Genomic DNA, 23,934 nt, shown 5'->3' on the forward strand with positions numbered 1-23,934 from the left:
TATGTCAGAACCACTACTGGAAAAGTTCAGTTACGATAATAAGATCGTAAAGTACTTTGGAGCAGCCACCATCATTTGGGGCGTAGTCGGGATGCTGGTGGGGATATTGGCCGCCACCCAGCTATTTCTTCCCGAGGCCAATTTAGGAAACCCATACACTACCTTTGGCAGGATTCGTCCGCTGCATACCAATGCGGTGATTTTTGCCTTTGTGGGCAACGCGATCTTTGCAGGAGTTTATTATTCCATGCCGCGGCTGCTGAAGGCCAGGATGTGGAGTGACACCCTCAGTTGGATCAATTTCTGGGGATGGCAATTGATCATTTTGGCAGCCGCGATCACCCTTCCCTTGGGGCTGACCACCTCAAAGGAATATGCAGAGCTGGAGTGGCCCATTGACATCGCCATTGCGGTGGTTTGGGTGGCTTTTGGGGCCAATATGATCGGTACCTTGATCAAACGCCGTGAGCGGCACATGTACGTGGCTATTTGGTTTTACCTGGCCTCTTTTGTGACGGTAGCGGTGCTGCACATCTTTAACTCCCTGGAGTTGCCTGTTTCCCTTTTTAAGAGTTATTCTGCCTATGCAGGTGTCCAAGATGCTTTGGTCCAATGGTGGTATGGCCATAATGCGGTAGCGTTCTTCCTGACGACTCCCTATTTGGGCTTGATGTACTATTATTTGCCCAAAGCAGCCAACAGACCTATTTACTCCTATAAACTGTCGATCATTCACTTTTGGGCACTGATCTTTATTTACATCTGGGCAGGTCCTCACCATTTGCTCTACACGGCCTTGCCAAACTGGGCCCAAGTCTTGGGCGTAGCGTTTTCCATCATGCTAATTGCTCCTTCTTGGGGTGGAATGGTGAATGGACTGTTGACATTGAGAGGCGCGTGGGACAAGGTGCGCGTAGATCCTGTACTGAAGTTTATGGTAGTGGCCGTGACAGCCTACGGTATGGCCACGTTCGAAGGCCCGTTGCTTTCGCTGAAAAGTGTTAATGCGATTGCCCATTATACCGATTGGATCGTCGCGCACGTCCATATTGGTGGGTTGGGCTGGAATGGATTCCTGACGTTTGGTATGCTTTACTGGCTGTGCCCGAGAATGTGGAATACTAAACTTTATTCCACAAAACTGGCCAATACACATTTTTGGCTAGGGACGTTGGGGATCATTTTCTATGCCTTGCCGATGTACGTGGCAGCCTTGACACAGAGTTTGATGTGGAAAGAATTTAATGAAATGGGTAGGTTGGCCTATCCGAATTTCCTGGAAACCACCTTGCAGATTGTGCCCATGTACATGTTCAGGGCTTTTGGGGGCGTGCTATATTTGAGCGGTACCCTGATCATGATCTATAACCTCGTGAAGACGACCAAAATGGGCGCCTTCGTGGCAGAAGAGCCTGATGAAGCACCTGCCTTGACCAAGCCTGTCGCCCAAAAAGGAGAATATTGGCATCATGTATGGGAAAGAAAACCGATCTTCTTTACCATCCTCGCGACAGTGGCCATTCTGATTGGCGGTGCCATTGAGATCATACCGACCATTTTGGTCAAATCCAATGTGCCGACCATCTCCAGTGTGACACCTTATACGCCGCTGGAGCTGCAAGGAAGGGATATCTACATTAAAAATGGTTGTGTGGGCTGCCACTCCCAAATGATCCGGCCTTTCCGCTCTGAAACTGAACGTTATGGCGAGTATTCCAAAGCCGGGGAGTTTGTTTACGACCGGCCATTCTTATGGGGGTCCAAAAGAACTGGTCCCGACCTCCATCGTGTGGGAGGGAAGTATCCCGATAGCTGGCATTACCACCATATGTTGGATCCCCGGACCATGTCACCAGGGTCGACCATGCCTCCCTATGACTGGATGATTACGACGACGATGGATCATGAGGACCTTCCTGCCAAAATCCGTACCCTCCAAAAACTCGGTGTGCCCTATCCCGAGGGATATGCGGATGGCCCTGCCATGGAAGACCTAAATGAGCAAGCCAATAAGATTACCGCTGGGCTGAAGGATGCGAATATTGAGGTCTTGCCCAATACGGAAATTGTGGCATTGATCGCATACTTACAGCGCTTGGGTACGGATATCAAAAAGCTGGATGCCCCCACTAAAACGGCCAATGAGGCGAAATAAAACAAGAAAATTATGCAAAAGGAAATATTAACTTCAATCGAAAACGTGGAAATATACCCAATCATTTCCCTATTGGTCTTTGTGCTGTTCTTTGTTGGGATGGGATGGTGGGTGCTTCGCGTGGATAAGCGATACATTGACCACATGAAATCACTTCCTGTAGATGATGATCACCAAAAAGAAGAAAGCCATGAAAAAAAATAAAGCAGTGCTATTGACCACCTTTATGGGATTAGCTTCTTCCACAGCTTTTGCCCAAAATGTAGAGGAACCTTCATTTTGGTCTGCCTTAGGAACCATGAACAGCAGTGAGTTGATGCTGCTGTTGATGATCATCGTGATGCTGGGTGTTTTGGTGTTGTTGCTATTGCTCATGATCTACCTGATGTCGTTTATGGTGACCCTTCTCAAACGTGAAAATCCAGCATTGGCCAATCAGCCCAGCTGGTGGGAGCAGTTCAATGAGCGTTTTGTATCCGGAAAATTGAAACCGGTGGAGGAAGAAGGTGAGATCATGCTGAGCCACAATTACGATGGTATTCGGGAGTTGGACAATTTTATGCCCCCTTGGCTTACCTATTTGTTTTACGGCTCCACGATCTTTGCCATTTTCTATTTGATCAATTATTCTGCCATAGGCTGGGGAAAAACACCGGAAGAGGAATATCAAGCCCAGCTAAAAGCGGAGGAAATAGCTGCTGAAAAGCGAAAGGAGTTGGCTTTGGCTTCCATTGATGAAAGCAATGTGGAGTTTGACCAGTCGGAGTTTGTGCTTACTGCCGGCGGAACCATATACCAAAACAATTGTGTGGCCTGTCACGCTGCCGATGGCGGTGGTGGCGTAGGTCCTAACTTTACCGATCAATATTGGCTTCATGGGGGCAGCATTCAGGATGTTTTTAAAACCGTGAAATACGGGGTGCCCGATAAAGGAATGATTCCCTGGCAGGATCAGCTGAGTCCTGAGGAAATCATGCAAGTGTCGAATTATATCCTTTCCCTACAAGGAAAAACCCCTGCCAATCCAAAAGAGCCGCAAGGTGAGCTGTATGTGCCTGATAATGAAGAAGGGGAGACGGATGCGGCAGATTCCACCGGTGTACAACCGGATTCAGTGAAGGTAGATGTCTAAATAGCAGTCGAAATGAGTGAAAAGCAGCAGAATAGTCAAGAAGCCTTTCGAGATTCCCTGGCCACGGTAAAACCTGACGGTGGACGAAACTGGATTTATCCCAAGAAAGTGACCGGGTTTTTCTATAAATGGAGAACCTGGCTTTCGTGGCTGCTTTTGGCCATGCTGTTTGTAGGCCCTTTCCTGAAAATTGACGGTGAGCCGCTCCTGCTCCTTAATGTCTTTGAGCGGAAGTTTGTCATCTTTGGGCAAGTGTTTTGGCCGCAGGATACCTATATTTTACTTTTCCTGCTGCTCATTTTGTTCGTGTTTATCATATTATTTACCGTGGTTTTTGGCAGGGTGTTTTGTGGATGGATCTGTCCCCAAACCCTTTTCATGGAGATGGTCTTCCGCAAGATCGAATACTGGATCGAGGGAGATGCTTCCCAACAGCGTAAACTCAATGCCATGCCTTGGAACCGGAAAAAGATCCTGAAGAAAGGGGCGAAGTTTGGGATATTTTCCTTGATATCCCTGCTCATCGCCCATACCGTGATGGCCTATCTGATAGGGATCGAAGAGACTTTGGAAACGATCAGTCATCCGCCAAGTGAAAACTTGGCGGGTTTTATGGGGTTGTTGTTCTTTGCGGGAATTTTTATGCTGGTCTTTAGCCTCTTCAGGGAGCAGGTGTGTACGGTGGTGTGTCCATATGGGCGGCTCCAAGGTGTGCTGCTTGATACCAATTCCATCAATGTGAGTTACGACTATGTCAGGGGGGAGCCTCGTGGGAAAATCAATAAGAAAAAGACAGAAGAGCCACCAAAAGGAGATTGCATTGATTGTACCTTATGTGTGCAGGTGTGTCCGACGGGAATTGATATCCGGAATGGTGTCCAAATGGAATGCGTCAACTGCACGGCCTGCATGGACGCCTGCGATGAGGTCATGGAAAAAGTTAACCGCCCCAAAGGACTGATCAGGTATGCTTCTGAAAATAGTATCAAAGAAGGACATCAGAAGCTGATCACGCCAAGGGTCATGGGATATTCGGCGGTATTGGTGTTGTTGATAGCAGCATTTGTAGGGTTGCTGATGACCAGAACGGAGCTTTCAGCTACCATCACGCGTTTCAGGGGCATGACCTACCAGGAGCGTACAGATGGTCAGGTGAGCAATTTGTATGAGGCGACATTCATTAACAAGACGTTTGAAGCGCAGGAGGTACAGATCAAAGCGGTGGACGATAGGTATCAGATTGAAGCCAATGACCAAGGGCATTGGCTGTTGGAAGGACAGTCCAAGTTAGAGGGCAGGTTTTTCTTGGTCATTGAAAGGATTGATGTCCAAGAAATCAATGAAACCGTCACGCTGCTCTTGTTACAGAACGGGGAAGTTATTGATGAAATTTCCACCAATTTTATGGCACCATTACCAGATAAAAACAAATGAAAATGAACTGGGGAACAGGAATAATTATCGTATTTGTCGCCTTTGCGGCGTTGGTATTTACCATGGTAGGCATCTGCATGAAGCAAGATGACCTTCACTTGGTGACCAAAAATTATTATGAGGAGGAAATCAAGTATCAAGATCAGATCGAAAAGGCCTCCAATGCCGCCATGCTAGATCATCAGGTGATGGCTTATGATGCGGGCCAGAAGGAAATCCAGGTCAAACTGGGCAAAGGCTCTAAGGGAACCCTTTGGCTTTTCAGGCCGTCAGATGCACGGTTAGATCAAAAGATCTCACTGGAATTTGATAGTGGCAGTGAACAGGCAGTAAGCCTTCGGGAGCTTAAAAGTGGTTATTGGAAAGTTAAGCTTGCCTGGGAAAAGGACGGCAAAGCCTTTTATGAAGAGCAGAAAATTAACCTTTAATGATCTGGACAGGACTGATATTGGGATTTTTGGGGTCATTTCATTGCCTTGGCATGTGTGGCCCCATAGCGCTTGCAGTTTCAGCAGCGGATTCCAAGCGTTATTGGTGGCGTAAGCTTTGGTATAACCTCGGGAGGACGGTGACGTATGGGCTGCTAGGCCTTCTCGTGGGCATTGTCGGCAAAGGGCTGCAATTGGCCGGAATCCAGCAATGGGTGTCCATTGGCTTAGGGGTTTTGATCATCATTTTTGCCATGCTGTATAAGCGAAGTGAACGGGCGTTGGCAGGTGGCGGACTGTATGGTATGGTGGCCAAGGTTAAATCTTCATTGGGCTTTTGGTTAAAAAGAGGAGGTACTTATGCCTTTTTCATGACAGGGCTGGTCAATGGCCTTTTGCCGTGTGGAATGGTCTATATCGCTTTACTGGCTTCTATGGCGCTGTCAAATCCCTGGCAGGGTGGAATGTATATGGTGGCTTTTGGATTGGGGACGGTGCCGTTGTTGTTCCTGTTGATGTTAGGAAGTACCCTGTTTTCTCCTTTGTGGCGGCAGCGGATTTATGGATTGATGCCCTATTTTGCGGTGTTGATTGGAGTACTTTTTATCATTAGGGGAATGGGATTGGGAATCCATTTTTTGAGCCCTTCTTTAGGGAATTTTGAGATTACGGCCGGGGCAAGCGATATGACCATTTGTAAGTGACCTTACTTGCCTTTGGGGTAATGATGCTTTTGCTAATGCTCCTCTAGTCTAACGAATACCATTGGGGGAACTGTTGTTTAAGGAGATTTTACTTTTTATTTACTGGCCAAACATAATGTTGATTTTTCGAATTACTGATAAAATATTTTTACGATTTATCTACCGTTTACATGTTAATAAGCATTTCAAGAAAGGAGAAGATGATCCCATACAGGCTGGGACAGCATTTTTTTGTAAATTAATTAATAGCACACGCAACCTGTCCTGAAAAACCCTTGTATAGGCTAGCGCAACCTTTTTTGGAATCGTGGATCTAGAACCGGCTAAATCGCTCATCGATGGACTTTGTAAAAATGATCCAAAGTCCCAAGAATTGCTTTATAAGCAGTTTTACAGTTATGGTATGAGTGTCTGTCTTCGGTATACCAGTAGTCGGGAAGAGGCTGTGGAGGTGCTGAACGACAGTTTTATGAAGGTGTTTACCCATATTCAGCAGTATGACAAAAGCTTGGTGTTCAGAAGTTGGTTTAGAAGAATTCTGATCAATACGGCCATCAATCATTATAAGAAGGACCGTCATCACGTGACAACCAAGGAGCTGGAACAGTCCATTCATGTAAAGGGCACCCAAGAGGATGTGATGGCCAAGCTCCATTATCAAGAGATGATTGCTGTGGTGCAAACACTTTCTCCTGTTTACCGGACGGTCTTCAACCTTTATGTGATCGAAGGGTACAGCCATGAGGAAATCGGAGAGCAGTTGGGCATATCGGTAGGGGCTTCCAAGTCCAACCTGTCCAGGGCAAGGGCGAATTTAAGGGAATTACTAACAAGAAATCATGAAAAAGGACTGGCAAAATATGAGTGATAAGGAGCTGGATGATTTCTTCAAAGAGCAATCTGAACAGCCCGATATTCCCTTTGTTGAAGAGGATTGGGAGAAAATGAAGCAGAAAATTGGAACTTCTGGCTCAAATGGAACCACTTCTGCTTGGCACAAGAGACATTGGAAGTGGTGGGGACCATTAGTGGTGTTGTTGCTGGTCGGCGGATGGATCGCTTGGAGCCATGTGGATGAGGGGATGGATACTGTTGGGACAGCGATAACGTCTGCAAATCAAAAAGAGATCGCTCGGAATGACGACCAAACTGCTTTAGCCAATGGAGACAGGCAATCTAATACACCCCATAAATCCGTAAATACTAATAGCGGAGAAGCGAACGGTCAAATGGAGTATCCAAGGGAATATCCCAATAACCAAAGGACTGGTGGATCAGCAGGAAGCCATTCAGGAAAAGGCACAGGGAATAAGGTTTTGCATCAGGCCGTGAATGGCACGGTTAAGAGAGCCCCCCATTTCTTTGTAGCTGAACGTGGGGAGATACCAAAGGAGATTGTCCAGCCTTCCCCAAACGAGGAAGCGACAAGGGAAAGTGGACAAGGGAAGGGCGATAAGCAGCCGGCAGCCTTTAGAAATGACCAGCGGTGGAGCGTAGCAGGGCTGCTTTCTCCTGATATCAGTGCCCTGAAGTGGAAAGACCTCCAAGGAGTAGGAACCAGTGTAGGTATAAATTTGGAATATTTTATTCATCCAAAATGGAGTGTAAATCTGGGGTTCTTATACGCATTTAAAACATATCAAGGAGAAGAAGATTACAGCGCTTTTGGAAGCTATTACCAGGGGAAGGTAGCCTTAGAAGGAAACTGCTTTGTGTTTGATGTGGCCACTGATGTGCGGTATTATGCTTTTAATCGTGATTTGGATAGATGGTATGTGAGCGCCGGATTATCCTCATATATGATGTTAAGAGAAAAATATGACCTCGAATACGATGCAGGAAACGGTTATCCAGAGCATAAGGAGCTGGATTTCAAGAATAAAAACAGTCACCCTTTCAGTGTGATAAATCTCAGCATCGGGTACGAGCGGGACTTGTCCGAGAAGCTTTCACTTCAGGTAGCACCCTATTATAAAGTACCTTGGAGGGGAGTAGGGGAAGGTGAAGTCAACCTAAAAAGTGCCGGAGTTTTGATCGGTTTAAAATATAACTGGTGATCATTCCGAAAAAGTAAATAAACCACAAACCATTCGTAGCATATCGGGACGAATTTCCTGTAAAAAAATGGAAGCAGGATCTTCGGTGGAATACTATTGTCCTATTCAAACGAATTTTTACCAAAACAAAATAGAAGATGAACAAGCTAAAATTAATGATTATTGGGGTTTTATTGGCTGCAGGCGTATCGTGCAGCAGTGAAAATGAAGACGACATCCAGCCAAAACCTTCTGCAGAGCGTTGCGAGGATAATACGGCTACACTCTCTGGAGATGTACAAGCGATTATTACCAATAATTGTGCCGTGCCGGGATGTCATGTGAGTGGTACGGGCAGGGTTGATTTTACCGTTAAGCAGAACATTATCCAATCTGCTTCTACGATCAGTTCTTATACGGAAAGCGGATTCATGCCGCCGTCTGGCTCAGGGAGAAGTCTTACGCAAAGCCAAAAGGATGATATTTTCTGTTGGGTATCTGCTGGTGCCCAAGACAATTAAAAATTAGGAGGTGATGATGAGAATGTTTGTGATGATCATATTGGTGTGGTCAGGTGTAATGACCGCTGAGGCCCAAACCTACCGCACCGAAAAGTGTAAAGTGAGCTTCTTTTCCAGTGCGCCATTGGAGGATATCAAGGCAGAGAATAAAGAGGCTATAGGTGTGTTCAATGCAGGTACGGGAGATTTTGCTTTTGTCGTCCAGATCAAGGGGTTCCAGTTTGCCAAGTCTCTCATGCAAGAGCACTTCAATGAAAACTTCATGGAATCGGATCAATATCCAAGGGGAACTTTTGAAGGCAAAATCGAAGGTTATGACCTCACCAAAGTCGGCCAGCAGCAGGTAACGGCCAGTGGAACGATGAATATCCATGGCGTAGCGCAGCCGATGGATGTCAAGGGTGAATTGACAGCTTCTGGAGAAAAGGTGACCATGAAAGCGGTGTTTCCGGTAAAGCTGGAGGATCATGACATAGACATTCCCAAGATTCTTTTCCAGAAGATTGCTGAGGAGGTAGAGGTGACGGTTTATTTTGAATTTAAAGAAGATTAAATGATGTGTTTTTCTTTTCGATTTGGAGTAGTTTTAGGATACCTGGTGCTATTGGCAGGATGTGCTTATGGGCAAGAAAGCCTGTTGGATCAACTGGAAAAGGAGGTTGAGCCGATTTCGGACCTTACGTACGGAACTTTTAAAGGAACGCGCCTTATCAATGGCCACACAGTAGAAACACGTGGAGCAGGTAACCTGGACTTTATCATTAGCCACCGCTTTGGGAGGGTGAATTCTGGAGGATACAACTTCTTCGGCCTTGATGATGCCAATGTCCGACTGGGCCTGGAATATTCCTTTACGGATGACCTTACGGTTGGGATCGGAAGGAATTCGTTTCAGAAAGTATATGATGGCTTTTTAAAATATAAGCTGCTGAAGCAGCAAAGCGGTAGGAAACAGCTTCCAGTGACGATGACTTGGTATTCGAACATGGCGGTCAATACCTTCAAGAGGCCTGAATTACCAATGACCTTTGAGCGGAGATTAGCTTACGCCAATCAGTTGTTAATTGCCCGTAAGTTTTCTGAGGGACTCTCTCTACAACTGATGCCAAGCTATGTTCACCAAAATTTGGCACCAACGGCCATGGACAAGAATGACCTCTTTGCCCTGGGAATTGGCGGAAGACTAAAGCTTACGCCAAGGACTTCCTTGAACATGGAATATTATTACCGCTTGAATCCATATGATGGAGATGGTTTTTATAATGCGTTGGCGATTGGCTTTGATATTGAGACGGGAGGACACGTCTTCCAGCTCCAGCTGACCAATGCCCAGTCCATGACCGAGACCGGCTTTATCCCTGCCACTACCGGGGATTTCTGGAACGGGGATATCCATTTTGGCTTCAATATTTCCAGGTCTTTTCAGCTAAAGGACAATGGAAAAGGAAAGAAGTGGTAGGAAGTAGTAAGTGAAGTAGCAAGACAAAAGTAGCCAGTAGCAAGTATCAAGTATCAAGTAGCAAGATGCGAGTAGTAGTGAGCAGGCGAGAAAATCCTTAAACGGGTAGTATTAATATAGAATGGTTGTCCTAAAAGATAGGGCAACCATTTCCATTTCAATGCAAAATAGCCTCTAAGTAGGAATCCACATTTTCTGCGGTGATGACCTCGAGCGGGAAAAGCTCTTTTTCCGGGGACCGCTTTTTGAAAAGCAGGTGGTTGGCTAGATGGTAGATGCCACGGAAGACCTGTCTGCTGGGATTTTGGTGAATCAAAAAGTCGATTTTCCCCGATTTCAGCAGGACGATATTCTCTTTGAGCAGGTCATACCCTACTACACTTATGTGACCTAAACCATTTTTTTCCAACACATCAACAGTCAACGTGGCTCCGGATGATGTTGGGATATATAGTCCTTTAATGTTTTCCTTTTTGATGGCACCGATCAATTTATCCTCAAAGGTATTCATGTCTTCTCCTTCAATAATGACACTACTTACCGTTTGGGATTGGGGGAGTTTACGAAAGTATTCTCTAAATCCACGTTCCTTTTCACGGAAGTGAACGGAGTGTTGGACATTTTCCCGGATATGTAGGATGGCTTGATTTCCCGTTTGGTTTTTGGAAACCAAGTGGAGCAGGGAAGCCCCCAGGATGCCACTCTGATAGGCGTCTTGGCCTATAAAGGACAGTGGCTTGACTTCAGGAATCATGGTATTGAACTGGACATAAGGAATCTTCTGTTGGTCGAGTTGCTCAAAAAACGCCAAGGCTTCATTTAAGAAAATAGGGGCACATACCACTGCATCGGGCGGGTTTTCCATTAGCTCCTTGGCGGCATATTGAAAAGACTGTGCGCTTTCCAATTCGAAAAAATAAGGCTGTAAATCCATATGGTAAGGCCTCCATTCCTGCTTTGCCGTGTCCAATCCCGTCATGGTGAGCTTCCAGTAAGGGTCTTGCCCGGGATCCGGAACCAGCAGGGCTATGCTGTATACTTTATTTGAGCCAAGGGTTTTTGCCAGCAGATTGGGGGTGTAATTGATTTCATCGAGCACCTTTTCCACCTTTTCACGGGCGGTATCCGAGACTTTTCCTCTTTTGTGGATTACCCTGTCCACGGTGCCTACTGAAACACCCGATAGTTTGGCAATGTCTTTTATCCGTATCATCTTTTTATTCATAGGGTCATTCATGTTGGGGTATTGTTAGGAATTATGCTTCATGGTAGTATGGGCAATGGAGTAGTCGTTTTTAAATATAAATACTAGTCTTCAATTTGCCTGTATTTTTAGATTGATAACGTTTCCGTAAACTAAATTATAATTAATCATTTGTTTAATCCTTTTGTTTCTGATTTTATAAAGAAAAGGAATAATTAGGTCATTTATACTAATTTAAAACCTTGTCTTGGTTGTGTGTGTTTCCGCAAACAAATAAAGTGTGTGCGGAAACATTTTCAAAATTATTTTTGAAAAGAACATTATAATTTCTACTTTGGTCTGGTGAAAAAATCAAAAAAGTCAAGGAAGTTGTTTTAAATAATTGTTTTATCGAAAGATGATTTCCTAGGTTTTATTGATGTTAGCAACACAAAATTGTCAAACGGATTGCAAACAGGTAATCAGTGCGGGAAGTACTGATTTTGATCTCTGTCCCATGGAGGAGGGGAGTAAGAAACTAAAAAACACAAAGCAAATCACTTTAATTTTATGAAGCACAAACTTTTACTTACAACAATGCTGTGCCTACTGCTTGGCTTTTCAGCCTGGGCACAAAGTACCGTAACAGGAACGATCACCGATGACAACGGCGATCCGATTCCTGGAGCAAGTATCAGGGTGGTGGATACTAACCTTGGTACCGTTACTGACTTGGACGGTGTATACAATATCAACGTTCCTGCCGGTAAGACGACCCTAACCTTTTCTTTTGTGGGATTTGAAACCCAACAAATAGAAGTAGGCGGTCGATCAACCATCGACGTGACCCTTTCTCCAAGTGTCAGTGATCTTCAAGAAGTCGTAGTTACCGGAGCAATGGGTATCGAAAAGGACCCGAGAAAATTAGGTTATGCGGTATCGACGGTAGATTCCAAAGACATTCTTCAATCTTCTCCGACAAACGTGGCCTCTGCGTTATACGCTAAAGCACCGGGGGTGACCATCTCTACCAACCCAGGTGGTGCTACCAGTGCCGTGGCTGTTCAGATTCGTGGCCTAAGCTCCATTAGCTATCAGCAGCAACCGCTATTGGTAGTGGATGGGGTGATTTCCCGAAATGGAGATACCAATAACGATGGTTATTGGAGTAGCCCAAGAATTAAGGGTAATGGTATCTTGGACATTAACCCTGAAAACATCGAAAGCATCAACATCCTTAAGGGTGCTGCCGCTTCTGCGTTGTATGGTTCTGATGCCGCAGCTGGTGTTATCGTTATTACCACTAAAGATGGTGGGAAATCCAACGGATTTGGCGTAGACTTCAATGTTTCCTATGGTGTGGAAAAGGTAGGGGTACTGCCTGATGTCCAAAATGTATTTGGTCCGGGCTATGACCGTGCCACAAACATGTCCATGGGAGCTGATGAAAATGGATGGGTAGAACGACAAGTAAATGGACAAACCGTACAGTCTCCATTGTTTAACTCCTGGGGACAGTTCGGCCCCAAAATGGACGGTAGGGATGTGTATTTTTGGGATGGTGAAACCAGACCTTATGTCGCCTATGAAGACAACATGAAGAATTTCTACAGGACGGGTCATAGCGGTATTTACAATGTGGCCATTTCCAATGGTTCTGAAAATTCCAATTATAGGCTTTCATATACAAGAAACGACTACAGAGGTGTGATGGAAGGTGGAGAGCAAAACAAAAACACCTTTAACCTGAATTCTAAGTACCAAGTGGCGCCAAAGGTAAATGTAGACCTTGTGGCGACATATATCAGCGAAAAAGTGACCAACCGTCCTTGGATGGTGGACCGAATGAGCAATAACTACAGTGGTTTCTTGAACCCTGCTACAGATATCAGGTGGTTTGAAGAAAAGTACCAAACCAGCAAAGGCTATAAGTACATTCCTGCAAACGGCAACCTTTATGATCCAGATGAGGCATTTGCCTTGGTAACAGCTGGTACGCCATATATGGATTACTATTGGACCCAAAGGGCGCGTCAGTTTACAGAAAATACCAATCGCTTGATGGGAGCCATGACGGTTACCTATGACATATTGGATAACCTGACCGTTAGAGGACGGGTCGGTACGGATTATACCGGTTACGCTACCGAGAATAAAGAGCCAAACACGGTTCCACTGTCTGTGGATAATTCTGGGCTTTATGGTACCAGCCAAGATCAATATCGTATCTTTTATGGCGATGTATTGGTGAGCTATAATGCTTCTTTGGGAAATGGGTATGACCTAAACCTTAGGGCTGGGTATCAGGCAAGAGAAGAAAACTACAGGTATACTTCCCAAAATACTCAAGGTGGACTGACAGAAGAAAACTGGTTCAGTATGAATGCCTCGCGACAAAACCCAAGAGGATACTCTACCCGGTCTTATTTGGTAAAAGATGGCCTTTTTGCAATGGCTTCATTAGATGTCAAAGACTTCTTGTTTATCGAAACATCCCTGAGACAAGAGCGGACTTCTACTTTGTATTTTGACAATAACAAGTTTGTATATCCATCTGTCAGTGCTGCATTTGAGCTGAGCAAGGTGGCGACACTTCCTGAGTTTATTACGTACAGTAAGATTAGGAGTTCTTATGGTGTAGTGGGTAATCCAGCTCCAGCGTATCAGGCCAATGTGGTTTACAATGCCGCCAGTATTGATGGACGGCCAGCACTGTATCCATTGGCACAATATGGTAACAATGGACTGCAGAACGAATTGAAGCACGAAGCGGAGATTGGATGGGAAAATAGGTTTGCAAATAACAGGTTTGGCTTGAACCTGACGTATTATCAAAATACCATCAAGGACATGATCCTTCCACTTCAAATTCCTACTTCTACAGGTGCCAATACGATTCTATCGAATGTGGGTAACATGCAGAATTATGGTTTGGAAGTAGGTCTTTCGGCTACGCCAGTACAGACAGCTGATTGGGTATGGGATGTCCAGATCAATACCGGTTTCAACAGAAATAAAGTAACCCAGCTAATGCCGGGATTGGAAACCTTGATCCATAGCCGTCCGGACAATGGCTCCCTTCAGATTGTTTCGCAAATTGGAGAGCCAGCGGGCGATATCATGGGCTATACGTTGATGAGAAATGAAAGTGGTGAATTGCTGGTAGGCGAGGACGGGTATTATATCCCCGATTACGATAATTTGGTGAAGTTGGGCAATGTCCAGCCAAAAGCAGCTGGTGGTTTCATCAACAATTTGGGATATAAAAACTTCAACTTGAATGCCGTAATTGACTACAAATGGGGTGGCCAAGTCTACTCACCTTCTATCCAATACATGAGAAGTGCTGGGATGCTTGAAGAAACCCTTTTTGGTAGAAGTGAGGAATATGGAGGTCTGCCTTATTATGTGAATGGTGATGGTGACTTCGTCAGTGCAGAGGGAATGTCTGCAGGACCAAATGGAGAAAGCATCTATCATGATGGGATGATCATGGACGGTGTGAATGGTGAAGGAGAACAAAATACCACTATCGTGGACGCGCCTAATTACTATCTGAACACCTATTATTGGGGATCTTATCCTGGCTCAGGCTTGGTAGGTACGTATGAATCTGCAGTGTTTGATAACAACTACATCAAACTTCGTGAATTGGTGGTTTCTTATACCATACCAAAAGCCGTGGGTAAGAAGTTTAAGGTGCAGAACATGACCATTTCTGCTTATGGTAGGAACCTGTTTTACATCTACAAATCCCTGCCTCACCTAGATCCTGAAGCAGCAGTAGGTACCAATTACCTGACAAGAGGTGGTATCGGTAATGGAGGTGCGGCGTCACGTTCTTACGGAATGTCCATTAGAGCTTCTTTCTAATCCATAATTCACGAAAAAGCGATAAAAAATATGAAAAAGAACTTTAGATATATTGGCTTTGCCTTCTTGGCTTCCTTGGGGGTGATGAGCTGTTCAGAAACTGATTTTGAGGACAATTATTACGATCCGGAAAAATCTGTTACCGCGAGTGTAGAAAAATTATATACAGGGTTGCTGTATAACAATAACCTTGAAAATAGAAATACGACTTTCCCGAGATATTGGAACTTGTTTACATTCCAAATTCCAATGCTGGGAACGTATTCCCAAACCAATGGCTATACCAATGGCCAAAAGATCTACGAACAGGCTACTGCCTATAACCAGGATCGATGGGACTATTATTATACCGCTTTCATTTCTAATTACAGGGAAATGGAAAATCACTACAACAGCATAGAGGATGCAGAACAAAAGGAGCAGTTCCGTTTGTTTATGGAGACCGGAAAGGTGCACCTCTATGACCAGACTTCCCAAATGGTGGACATCTGGGGAGATATTCCTTTTAGTGAAGCGGGAGGATTGATTACTACTGGTGGGGACATCATCAGGCCTAAGTATGATAAGGCAGAGGACATTTACATGACCATGATTGATGACCTTAAGAATATTGCTGATTTCTTGAATTCGTATGAGCCAATAGCATTTTACAAAGCAGCTTTTGACAATGCGGATATCTTGAACCAGGGAGATATCGAAAAGTGGAAGATCTATGCCAATTCCCTACGGTTAAGGTTGGCCATGAGGATTTCTTACTATGACGAGGCCAAAGCCCAAGCGGTAGTGGGAGAGATCCTGAATAACCCAGGAACTTACCCTGTGGTTTCCAATGTGGATGAAACGGTGCAGTTTGTGGCCAGGGGAGAGCAGCTAAACTCTGTGCTTACCCATCACGGAGGCGGAATCAAGGATGCTACGATCGGCCGTACAGCGCCAGGTTATATGGTGAATGATTTGATGGTTCCGAGCATGGACCCTCGATTGAGAGTGATGTTTTCGGAAAATAAAAACGGAGATTATGTGGGCGTGCCAAATGACTGGGCAGGCAGTAGGGTAACTGATTCCACTCAGGCCAATTACTTCTCGCGCTTGGATACGGCTACTTACAGTAGAAATGATAAATTCCCAGGAATTATCATTACAGCTGCCGAAGTGAGTTTGTTTAAGGCAGAAGCTGCCGAAAGATGGTCTATAGGTGGTGATGCTGCAGAAAATTATGAAGCGGGTATTCGTCAATCCATTGCGTTCTTATACCATATCAACAACCTGAATGACAATGCCGATGGAACCAACTTTGTGCCTGAAGAAGCACCAACAGAAGAAGAAATTGCCGCTTTCTTAAGCAGTGATATCATTTCTTATACCGGTTCCATGGATGAGAAGCTGGCTAAAATTGGTACCCAGCAATGGTTAAACCATGGCTTGATGTATGCCTACCATGCTTGGGCAGAGTATCGTAGAACCGGATATCCAGCATTGGAGTTTGTGGAAGATCCTAGTTCGACACAGTCCACTTTACCGCCATTGAGATTGTTCTATCCTGAAACGGAGCGGACGCTAAATACAGAGAACTATAACGAGGTGGCTGCAGAAGATAAAGTTGATGTGCCTATTTTCTGGGACGTGAACTAAAGAGAAATAATAATTGGTTGAAATAGTTAATAGAGGCTCAGGAACGGTTGATTCTTGGGCCTCTTTTATTGGTGTCTGATTTTGGGTTGAATATTTGCTAAAATAGCACCTTTATTTTTGTTTAAAATTATTGATATAATTAATAATGTGGTTTATTATTAAATTTAATGTAAAAATTTGCAAGAATTTTTAATATAATTTGAATTAATATCTCTTGTTGTTAACTTTGTTATATGAAGAAAAGACAAAAGGTCTTTCAGATACTGTAGGGTGATGAAATTGGCAGACATGCCCCCCTGTCTCGGGGGTGGGGAGCCTTGGATAAAGCAAACATGGAGCTCGTGTTTTGCCTAACTGCCCCGTGGAGGTTCGAGTCCTTCCCCTACAGCAGGTTATTTTGGGTTTATTGTTAATTGACTAAAGCTATGAGATTGTTTTCATAGCTTTTTTTTGTTTTAGGGTAGAAGGAGATAATACGGTAAAGGTCGGGTCGGATCAAGTAGAAATGATAGCGGCTAGCCTATTTCGATGGCTATTCCGGACCAAGCCATATTTCTGGGGGGCGAATTTGACATGGTCTTACAAAAGAAAATTTCATACCGTTAAAACGATGGACTTCCTCCACAGGGCAAACGCCTTTAAAAAAAATGTTCCTATTTGCATTTATATCTGCCGTTCCTACGGATACTTTTTTGTGTAATCATTTTTGGTGCAGGTTGTCACCAGCACCCTCTGTATGCCCCTCCGCTTAGGCAGAATGCTCAGTTACTAGCGCATATTCAGGGTTTAACCTCAACCAAGCCAACCACTATACCTGAGCAGATAGCTGCGACGGCTTGTACGATCCAAATCAACAACTCATTCTTTCAGCCTATTCCGCCATTCGGCACCATAGCCTACTGCGATTTCCCAGGTACAAATCGCGGCAAAGTGCCTGCGGCACGATAAATTTTGTAACCTGCGGATTCATCCGCAGGAATTTAAGCGCTCCTCAACCTCCCGAAGGAGTGCCAGCGGCACGGATGATAACTCCTTTACACGAAATTAGTACCAAAGGCGTTTGCCACACTTGAAAGCCATCAGGGAAATCGCTTTTAGCCCCTTGAAGTCCTTTAATTCAGGCTGACATCTCTTTACTAATAGTTTAAAAGTGTTTGTTCTGGGGGAACTGCTAATTTTCATTATGGTGTAAAATGCCCATAATTTTTACGCATGATCCAATCATAATGGCTTTGAGTCTTAGTACTTTAATGACTTTTCATTGTTACGATAAATAGGGGAATTTATGGCCCACAGAATATTGATTGATTCTTGAGACTCGCTTTTTCTGTCCTAAACGAAAATAAATAATTATGATTTGTTATTTTTAGTTATTGAAAACAAAAGGAAATGATTATGAAGAGTCAAGTGCTTGTGTGTGTTTTTTCGGTACTTATATGGGGGGTAAGCTGTCAGTCGGGAAAAGATAAACGCCTAATGGAGGATGCCCATCCCAATATCATTTACATTTATGCCGATGATTTGGGCTTTGGTGAAATTGGAGCTTATGGCCAGGAAAAGATCCAGACGCCACATCTGGACAAAATGGCCTTGGAGGGGATGGTTTTTACGCAGCATTATACATCATCGCCAGTGTGTGCACCAGCCCGATGCGGATTAATGACAGGATTACACACCGGCAATGCGTACATCAGAGGGAATAAACCGGTAATGCCGGCCAGCTTTACCGATGAGGTGGAAAATGGACAACAGCCTCTCCCAAAAGGAACATTGACCATAGGGAAGTTACTTCAAGAAGCGGGTTACAAGACTGGGGCGATAGGAAAGTGGGGACTAGGCATGACGGGCAATTCCGGAGCACCGAACCAGCAGGGCTTTGACTATTTTTATGGATACTTGGATCAACGGCAAGCGCACAATTACTATCCTACACATCTGTGGGAAAACGATCATTGGGACAGTCTTTCAAATCCCTATATTTTCGTTCATGCTCCTTCTGCAGGTGGGAGTGAAGCAAATGTGCAGGCCATGACTGCTTTTGCGAAGAGTGGTTTGAAATACGGAGACGAGGGATTCTTTGATGCCTATAAAGGAGATGAATATGCCGTAGATCACATGACCGAAAAGGCGACGCAGTTTATCAGAAACCATAAGGATGGGCCTTTTTTCCTTTACTTACCGTATACCATTCCACACGTTTCCCTTCAGGTTCCGGATGAAGCGGTAAAACCTTATTTGGGTCGCTTTGAGGAGGAGCCGTATTTGGGCCAGCAGGGTTATGCTCCGCATGAATTTCCCAAATCCGCCTATGCTGCCATGATCAGTTACCTTGATAATGAAGTAGGTAAAATCCTTCAGCTGTTAAAGGAAGAGGGATTGGATGAAAATACACTCGTGATTTTTACCAGTGACAATGGCCCTACTTTCAATGGTGGGGTGGATGCGGGCTATTTTAACAGCACTGCTGGATTAAGGGGCCTTAAAATGGATGTTTATGAAGGGGGAATTCGCATGCCGATGATCGCAAGATGGCCCGGAAAGGTTCCCGCCAATACCAAATCAGATCATGTTTCTGCCCAATATGATGTGATGGCTACATTTGCAGCTCTTACCGGAACGGCTATACCTGGCGAAACGGATGGAGTATCATTCCTTCCGACATTGTTGGGGGATCATTTAGCGCAACAGCCTCACGAATTCCTATATTTTGAATATCCAGAGAAGGGAGGCCAATTGGCCATTCGGATGGGGAAATGGAAGGGAGTGAAAACCAATTTAAAGCAACATCCCGATGCCAAATGGGAGTTATACGACCTTCAAAACGATGTTAAGGAGACCACAGATGTAGCGGACATGCATGAAGATATAATTTTACGGCTTGATGAAATTGCTAAAGAGGAACATAAAACCCCGGCATTTGAACAATGGGATTTTATGGGGAAGGTCTTGAGATAAATATGGGGTATCTATTTTTTTGAGATAGATGTGGTACAAATAGGGTTGCATACATCTTTTGAAGATGGTAGTTTTAGGCTTTAAAATTTGGAATAGGCCCATTACAAATGGGTTTTAGGGAATGGTAACAGCTTGGCAGCAGGTTCAGTGCTTATTCAGAGACTTCCATTTTTGATTCCATATTTGAAAAGAGCATGCAAAGGTTAATCTAAAATATATATAAATAATGAAACGGTTTGTTTTAATGTTCAGCTTGGTGCTGATACACACTTTTTTGTGCGCGCAGGAGCTTGTGTGGTTTGATCCCTTAATGGCAGAAAAGGAAGTCGTCGAAGGACAAGGTTGGTCGGGAATTGAGTTTAACCGGTTGCCAGACGATGCCAAAGCGCAGGTAAGAGAGCCTGTTTGGGGGCTTTCGCGGAATGCAGCTGGTTTATTGATTAGGTTTGCCTCAGATGCTGCTGAAGTTCACGTTAAATTCAAACCAGGTTCCCGGTTATCCATGCCCCATATGCCTTCTACGGGGGTGACAGGACTGGACCTCTATGCGAGGGACGACAGGGGCAGCTGGAGATGGGTGAGAGGAAAGTATCGGTTTTCACCAGAGGAAGTCAGCTATACTTTTGTCGTGCCAAATGCCACAGGAATTCATCGGGAATATCAATTGTACCTGCCCCTTTACAACAGTCTGAGTGCGCTTAAGGTTGGAGTGATGAAGGATGATACGTTTGCATTTATGTCCAAAAGAGAAGCGGCACCGATCGTGGTATATGGAACATCCATTGCACAAGGAGCCTGTGCGAGTCGACCGGGCATGGCGTGGACCAATATCGTAGGACGGTCCCTGGATGTACCCATGATCAATTTGGCCTTTTCTGGAAATGGGCGGTTGGAGCCAGAAGTGTTGGATTATGTGAAGCAGATTGATGCGGCGGTATTTGTATTGGATTGTCTGCCCAACCTTGGCCCATGGGGAGGATTTACTGAAGAAGTGGTAAAAGCAAAAATCCTAGCGGCCGTTAGGACGTTGAAGGCTGCTCATCCGAAAATGCCCGTGTTACTGGTAGAGCATGCGGGGTATTCGGACGGTTGGATGGATCCAGATAGGAAGAGCGCCTATACCAATTTGAATGAATGGGCAGCAAGTTGCTTTCAGACGTTGAAGGATTCAGGCGTGAAAGGTTTGTATTTGCTTTCGAAAGAAGAGATGGGCTTGGGGAATGAAGATTTTGTGGACGGAACACACCCGACGGATTTGGGCATGCAGCACTATGCTGATGCATACATAAAAAAGCTGAAAGAGATTTTACAGTGAATGAGGGGGTAAAATAGGCGTTTAGTTAAGTTTAATGCCGCTACATGTTTCCTCCCAAAGCCAAATAGAGGTTGACACGCTGGATGATTTTTTCTGTTTGGACACGAAGTAGAGTGATTTTAGAAGAATACAGGTCCATTTGCTGAAGGGTGACGTTGCGCAGATCTGATTTCCCTACTTTATAAGCAATTTGTTCCAGTTCAAAGGCCTTTTGGTTTTGAGCCACTTCACGGGTGAGGATGGTTTCCCTTGAATCGATGTTTTGAACGGTTTCCAAAGCCGTTTCCACATCGTTTATGGCATTTAGGACCGTTTGGGCATATTCTATGGTCGCCTGTTCTTGCTCCATTGTTTTGATTTCCACATTTTGCTTTAACATACCTCCTTGGTAAATGGGGGCAATCAACGAGCCTCCCAAGCTTCGGATGGGGTTCGAAAATTCCGGTACCAATTGGATAACCTGACTGTTTACCACACCAAAATTTCCCGTAAGGCTTAGCTGGGGCAATTTGGCGGCTATGGCCGATCGGACACGGTGAAAACTGGCGTTAAAGCGGTGCTGGGCAGCAAGCACATCAGGACGGCGCTCCAATAGCTGTAAGGGGATGCCTGCGGGAATAGTGCTGTTTATCTTCATCAGGGAATCCCTTACGGCCACTTCGGCCTGCGGATACCTGCCCAAGATCAATTCCAAAGCCCGCAACTGATTATGGTAGGCCAGGTCAAGCAGGCGACTGCCATCTTCGGCAGAGCTGAGGTTGGCTTGGGCCACGCTCACGTCTTTCTCATTACCGATACCGACGTCCAGTCGCTTTTGGGCGAGTGACACCAAGGTTTCTGAGAGCTTGACCATCTCTTCAGCAAGGCTTTTTTCAAGGTATAATTCAGTTGCCAAATAATAATTTCTAACCACTGCAGCCGCCAGAGAAAGACGAGCATAACTTACTTCCATTCCCAAGGCTTCATATTCCTCTATTTGGGCATGTTTGGTGTTTCTGAGCTTTCCCCAAATATCAATTTCCCAAGAGGCCGAAAATACAGCGCCGTTCAGTCCACCAGCAAAACTTCCCCCGAGCTTACTGTTTTCTCTTGCCATGCCATTTATAGCTGGCCTTAGCGCTCCTTGGGCCATTTTTACATACCCTTCAGCTTGTTCAAGACGCGATTGACTGATGCGCAGGTCGGTGTTATAAGCTATGGCTTCTTTTACCAAGGTGTCCAAAAGCGGATCCGAAAATGCTGCAAGCCAGTTTTCGGTAAACTCAGTCGAATCTGATTGCCCTTCCTGGGCTTCTTGCCAAGTGGAAGGAAGAATAAAATTGGCAAATGATTCCTCTTGGAGCTCTTCAGAAGTAGGAGGGGACTTGACTTTACAGCCACTCGGATACCACCCTACAAATAACAGTAATCCCCAGAAGATGAGGTTTATAAAGCGCTTCATACCATTAATGTAATTTAAGGATGAGCCAATCGATTTTGGTGCCTACACGGATGATCACTTTTCTGATAAGATGGATCAGTTTTCCATGTTCCGTGTAAATGGCTCCTTGGCCAACGGCTCCTGGAGCCAGAAAAACGTCGTTGTCTTCATCAATGGTCAGCCTGACAGCAAACCTTCCTTCGTGATGCCCCATTTCTTTGGTGTCTGGAATCCTGCCACTGGCCGTTAGCTGACCCTGTGCATTTGCCCAAACGATATGGTCTACCGTACACTTGATAATTCTATTTGGATGTGTCCGTAGGGCTATTTCTGCTTCATTCCCTTTTTCTACCCTTCTGAGTTCGTTTTGTGCAAATAAAGCTACGACCCATTGTTCATCTTCTACAAATGACATGACAGGCTTAATGGGGAATTGGACTGCCATGGCTCCCGTCCTCAATTGGAGATTGACGACCCTTCCATCTGCAGGGGCACGGTAAACCGTTTGATCGAGCCTCCACTTGGCCATGGCCAAATCCGATTTGGCCTGCTCAAGGGCCGCCCGGGCTTCTGAAACCTGTGCAAATTCTCCTTCATCAGATTGGGCAGAAAGCCGCTGAATTACCTGAGATTTTTCCGACTCTGCGACCGCCAGCTGTGCCTCTAGGTTTTTTAAATTAGTCTCGGCCTGCTCATAGTCAAATTGTGATCCCGCACCGCTTTGGGCAAGTTCTTTGGTCTGTTCCAGCCGCTTTACGGCCAAGTCTATTTGGGTGTTGATCACTCGGATGTGGTTGTTGGAAGTGGTGAGCTGGGATTCCAACTCCCGATCAAAGGCTTCAGCACTGACCAACTTGGCTTCCAAACCGGGAAGTTTTGCCTCAATATTTTTTACTTCCAACTCGAAGGGTAAAGGGTCTATTCTGAAAAGGGTGTCACCTTTTTTTACATGTTCATTGGGTTCCACCGGCACATCCACTACCAGGCCCGTAACCCGGGGAACCACTTCTACATTATAATTCATTACCCTGACATCATGGGAAGAGGGTGCTACGATGTTCAAAATTAGGATAAGTAAGGCAATGGACACGACCGGAATAATGAAGACAATGACTTGGCTGACGGTGTTCCAAGGTAGGAGTTTGAACTTGAAAAATATAAGCCAAACAATGCCGGAGTAAATTAAAAGTAAAAGTATTTCCATATTTCAGGGGATGATAAGTTGAATGAATAGTCTTAAGTTCAGGTGTCTTTACTGTCTTGATTTTTGTTTTTTTCCGCTTTAAATTCACTAAAGCTTTGTTCATGGTAATCTCCTTCATCCGTGCCATAGGCCATTTTATAAAACACGGGTTTAGTATAGGCCCAAAGCCAAGCTATTGGCCAAAGCATTCCCCCAAATAGCAGCGAAAGGAGGCACAGCGTCTTGATCGCTTGGGCTTGTGGGTGTTTCCTTTTTTCGGCAATTTTTTCTGGAAGTACATGTACCATGAGAAAAGCACCAATTCCTACAATGGGGGCAACAATGAGGGCAACCCAACTTATCACATCAGCTATTTTGTCCTCAAAGGCGGAAGCATAAAGAAATGATGGAGAAAGGGAAATCCCTATTGTCAACATCAATAGCTTATTCGTAAATGAGCTGCTTTTCATAATTGACTTTATTTTATTGCCAGTTGGTCGGCGT

At 44.9% G+C, this 23,934-nt stretch carries 19 protein-coding genes and 1 tRNA gene; 16 read left to right on the forward strand and 4 right to left on the reverse strand.

The features are described 5' to 3' along the window. Nucleotide 1 precedes the first annotated feature (1 nt). From ccoN to ECHVI_RS14130, 11 genes are all read left to right on the forward strand, one after another. Entirely contained in the window at nt 2-2,155 is a 2,154-nt protein-coding gene (ccoN, locus tag ECHVI_RS14080) for a cytochrome-c oxidase, cbb3-type subunit I (RefSeq protein ID WP_015266676.1), read from the forward strand. A gap of 12 nt (nt 2,156-2,167) precedes the next feature. Next, a complete protein-coding gene (locus ECHVI_RS14085; protein WP_015266677.1) occupies nt 2,168-2,359 on the forward strand; it encodes a cbb3-type cytochrome c oxidase subunit 3 in 192 nt (63 codons plus the stop codon). Next, nucleotides 2,346-3,287, forward strand: a complete 942-nt coding sequence (locus tag ECHVI_RS14090; RefSeq protein ID WP_015266678.1) for a cbb3-type cytochrome c oxidase N-terminal domain-containing protein — start codon at nt 2,346-2,348, stop codon at nt 3,285-3,287. Before ECHVI_RS14085 ends, ECHVI_RS14090 begins: the two co-directional genes overlap by 14 nt. Before the next feature lie 12 nt (nt 3,288-3,299). After that, nucleotides 3,300-4,721 carry a cytochrome c oxidase accessory protein CcoG gene (ccoG, locus tag ECHVI_RS14095; RefSeq protein ID WP_015266679.1) on the forward strand — a complete coding sequence of 474 codons (1,422 nt, stop codon included), beginning with the start codon at nt 3,300-3,302 and terminating at the stop codon, nt 4,719-4,721. Then, nucleotides 4,718-5,149, forward strand: a complete 432-nt coding sequence (locus tag ECHVI_RS14100) for a FixH family protein (protein WP_342662018.1) — start codon at nt 4,718-4,720, stop codon at nt 5,147-5,149. Before ccoG ends, ECHVI_RS14100 begins: the two co-directional genes overlap by 4 nt. Continuing rightward, complete coding sequence (locus ECHVI_RS14105) at nt 5,149-5,853, forward strand: sulfite exporter TauE/SafE family protein (RefSeq protein ID WP_015266681.1); 705 nt, start codon at nt 5,149-5,151, stop codon at nt 5,851-5,853. The genes ECHVI_RS14100 and ECHVI_RS14105 overlap by 1 nt, the downstream gene beginning before the upstream one ends. Nucleotides 5,854-6,160: 307 nt before the next feature. Further along, the gene (locus tag ECHVI_RS14110) at nt 6,161-6,721 is read left to right on the forward strand and encodes an RNA polymerase sigma factor (RefSeq protein ID WP_015266682.1); all 561 of its coding nucleotides are present in this window, start codon (nt 6,161-6,163) and stop codon (nt 6,719-6,721) included. Continuing rightward, on the forward strand, nt 6,693-7,910 hold the full coding sequence (locus ECHVI_RS14115) for a porin family protein (RefSeq protein ID WP_015266683.1): 1,218 nt from the start codon (nt 6,693-6,695) through the stop codon (nt 7,908-7,910). Before ECHVI_RS14110 ends, ECHVI_RS14115 begins: the two co-directional genes overlap by 29 nt. A 137-nt stretch (nt 7,911-8,047) precedes the next feature. After that, complete coding sequence (locus ECHVI_RS14120) at nt 8,048-8,410, forward strand: hypothetical protein (protein WP_015266684.1); 363 nt, start codon at nt 8,048-8,050, stop codon at nt 8,408-8,410. Between the two features lie 13 nt (nt 8,411-8,423). Beyond that, complete coding sequence (locus tag ECHVI_RS14125) at nt 8,424-8,963, forward strand: YceI family protein (protein ID WP_015266685.1); 540 nt, start codon at nt 8,424-8,426, stop codon at nt 8,961-8,963. Continuing rightward, nucleotides 8,964-9,869, forward strand: coding sequence for a DUF5777 family beta-barrel protein (locus ECHVI_RS14130; RefSeq protein WP_245553327.1), 906 nt, complete (start codon nt 8,964-8,966; stop codon nt 9,867-9,869). A 157-nt stretch (nt 9,870-10,026) separates the two neighbouring features. On the opposite strand, the gene ECHVI_RS14135 is transcribed toward ECHVI_RS14130, so the two are convergent. Further along, on the reverse strand, nt 10,027-11,082 hold the full coding sequence (locus ECHVI_RS14135; protein WP_245553329.1) for a LacI family DNA-binding transcriptional regulator: 1,056 nt from the start codon (nt 11,080-11,082) through the stop codon (nt 10,027-10,029). Between the two features lie 540 nt (nt 11,083-11,622). On the opposite strand from ECHVI_RS14135, the gene ECHVI_RS14140 reads away from it, so the two are divergent. From ECHVI_RS14140 to ECHVI_RS14155, 5 genes are all read left to right on the forward strand, one after another. Then, entirely contained in the window at nt 11,623-14,925 is a 3,303-nt protein-coding gene (locus tag ECHVI_RS14140) for a SusC/RagA family TonB-linked outer membrane protein (RefSeq protein ID WP_015266688.1), read from the forward strand. A 30-nt stretch (nt 14,926-14,955) separates the two neighbouring features. Beyond that, the gene (locus tag ECHVI_RS14145) at nt 14,956-16,557 is read left to right on the forward strand and encodes a SusD/RagB family nutrient-binding outer membrane lipoprotein (RefSeq protein ID WP_015266689.1); all 1,602 of its coding nucleotides are present in this window, start codon (nt 14,956-14,958) and stop codon (nt 16,555-16,557) included. 264 nt (nt 16,558-16,821) lie between these two features. Then, nucleotides 16,822-16,945, forward strand: a tRNA-Asp gene (locus ECHVI_RS23710). Nucleotides 16,946-17,952: 1,007 nt separating this feature from the next. Beyond that, nucleotides 17,953-19,512: an arylsulfatase gene (locus ECHVI_RS14150; protein ID WP_015266690.1), complete on the forward strand. Its 1,560-nt coding sequence runs from the start codon at nt 17,953-17,955 to the stop codon at nt 19,510-19,512. Nucleotides 19,513-19,738: 226 nt separating this feature from the next. Then, nucleotides 19,739-20,827 carry an SGNH/GDSL hydrolase family protein gene (locus ECHVI_RS14155; protein WP_015266692.1) on the forward strand — a complete coding sequence of 363 codons (1,089 nt, stop codon included), beginning with the start codon at nt 19,739-19,741 and terminating at the stop codon, nt 20,825-20,827. Nucleotides 20,828-20,867: 40 nt separating this feature from the next. Here ECHVI_RS14155 and ECHVI_RS14160 read toward each other — a convergent pair whose 3' ends face one another. From ECHVI_RS14160 to ECHVI_RS14170, 3 genes are read right to left on the reverse strand one after another with little or no spacing between them, the layout of a single operon-like run. Next, on the reverse strand, nt 20,868-22,268 hold the full coding sequence (locus tag ECHVI_RS14160) for a TolC family protein (RefSeq protein ID WP_015266693.1): 1,401 nt from the start codon (nt 22,266-22,268) through the stop codon (nt 20,868-20,870). Between the two features lie 4 nt (nt 22,269-22,272). Continuing rightward, entirely contained in the window at nt 22,273-23,451 is a 1,179-nt protein-coding gene (locus tag ECHVI_RS14165) for an HlyD family secretion protein (RefSeq protein WP_015266694.1), read from the reverse strand. Between the two features lie 38 nt (nt 23,452-23,489). Continuing rightward, a complete protein-coding gene (locus ECHVI_RS14170; protein WP_015266695.1) occupies nt 23,490-23,900 on the reverse strand; it encodes a DUF3302 domain-containing protein in 411 nt (136 codons plus the stop codon). Nucleotides 23,901-23,934 lie beyond the last annotated feature (34 nt).

This window comes from Echinicola vietnamensis DSM 17526, assembly GCF_000325705.1.
GTDB classification, from domain to species: domain Bacteria; phylum Bacteroidota; class Bacteroidia; order Cytophagales; family Cyclobacteriaceae; genus Echinicola; species Echinicola vietnamensis.